Source organism: Alicyclobacillus acidiphilus NBRC 100859 (assembly GCF_001544355.1).
In the GTDB taxonomy this organism is placed as follows: Bacteria; Bacillota; Bacilli; order Alicyclobacillales; family Alicyclobacillaceae; genus Alicyclobacillus; species Alicyclobacillus acidiphilus.
The window spans coordinates 1-1,369 of the sequence record NZ_BCQI01000141.1 but is presented as its reverse complement, the minus strand read 5'-3'; the positions used below and the strand labels follow the sequence as shown (position 1 = coordinate 1,369).

Sequence of the window (1,369 nt, the reverse complement as noted above, 5' to 3'; positions counted from 1 at the left end):
GTTGTAAACAAACTTTGTCTCGTGACCTTTGACCGGAACCGATACTCTGTCCCCGCGCATTACGTCGGTAAAACTCTGCTGTTACGAGCATATGCCGAACGCGTTGAAATCTTGGAACGCGACAAAGTGGTTGCAACGCATACCCGTCGACATGAACGTGGACAAACAATGCTAGAACTTGAACACTATTTGCCTGTTCTCGCGTACAAGCCTCACGCGGTTACCCACGCAGCTGTCGTCCGACAATTGCCTGAGGTATACCAACAAATCCGTCGCCGGATCACCCAGACCCGTCCCGATGGATACAAAGACTTTCTATCTATTCTTCTCTTGCACCAGTCCTACTCGGCAAACGACATCCTGAATGCCATAGAGTCTATTGGTCCGGAGTACGTCACTGCGGAGCAAATTCGCGCTCACATTGAGCGACACATTCCCACCACATCCACAGTTCCTGATGAACTCCTACAATACAGACTTAAGAAACAGAACCCTGGGAAGTACGATCTCTTGGCGACTGGAGTGGTGCACTGATGAATGATGAACTCTATACCGCGATGATAGACCTACATTGCAAAGAGCTTAGAATGCCGGGATTGAAACGTGCTTACGAGTCTTTAGGTCGAGAAGCTCAAAACCGAAACCACACGATGGTTCAGTACCTCGCCGCATGCCTAAACGAGGAAGTGAGTTCAAGGCAACAAAGCCGTCTACAAACGTACACACGTCAGGCGAAGTTTCCGGCTGTAAAGACTCTAGAGGAATTCGACTTCACAGCGATTCCAGCACTGCCGAAAGCGAAGATTCTTGGGCTAGCAGAAGGGAAGTTTATTCAAGGGCGAGAGAATGTTGTTTGCATGGGGGCGAGTGGGACAGGCAAAACACATGCTGCAATTGCGATTGGACTGGCAGCTATTGCAGCGGGATTCCGAGTCCGATTTACCAGCGTAATGCATCTAGTACAGGAACTGCTCCAAGCAGAGGCGGAGTACCGACTTCCACGGTTTCTTAAAACGTGGGACAAGTTTGATCTGGTGATTCTAGACGAGTTGGGCTACGTCTCATTGTCTCAGGGAGGTCCGTTGCTGTTTCAGTTTTGCGCAGATCGCTACGAAAAAGGCAGCCTCCTGATCACAACGAATCTTGAGTTCGCCCGATGGACGGAGGTATTCCACGACACTGCGTTAACCACGGCGTTGCTCGACAGACTTACTCACCGCTCACACATCCTCGTGTTTGAAGGTGAGTCATACCGATTCCGAGAGAGCCAGAAACGCACTAAACAATCTCTATAGCCACTTTCTTTTTTTCGCCGGGGTGGTCAACAATTCGGTCAGCGATCCGGTCAACTTTTCGCTTGACGAACACA

General features: G+C 50.0%; 2 protein-coding genes. Both read left to right on the top strand.

Annotation, left to right across the window (positions count from 1 at the left end):
• Positions 1–534: Mu transposase domain-containing protein (locus AAC01S_RS18435; protein ID WP_441394810.1), on the top strand; the 534-nt coding region annotated here is incomplete at its 5' end.
• On the top strand, positions 534–1,295 hold the full coding sequence (istB, locus tag AAC01S_RS18430; RefSeq protein ID WP_067625982.1) for an IS21-like element helper ATPase IstB: 762 nt from the start codon (positions 534–536) through the stop codon (positions 1,293–1,295). The genes AAC01S_RS18435 and istB, both read left to right, overlap by 1 nt.
• Positions 1,296–1,369 lie beyond the last annotated feature (74 nt).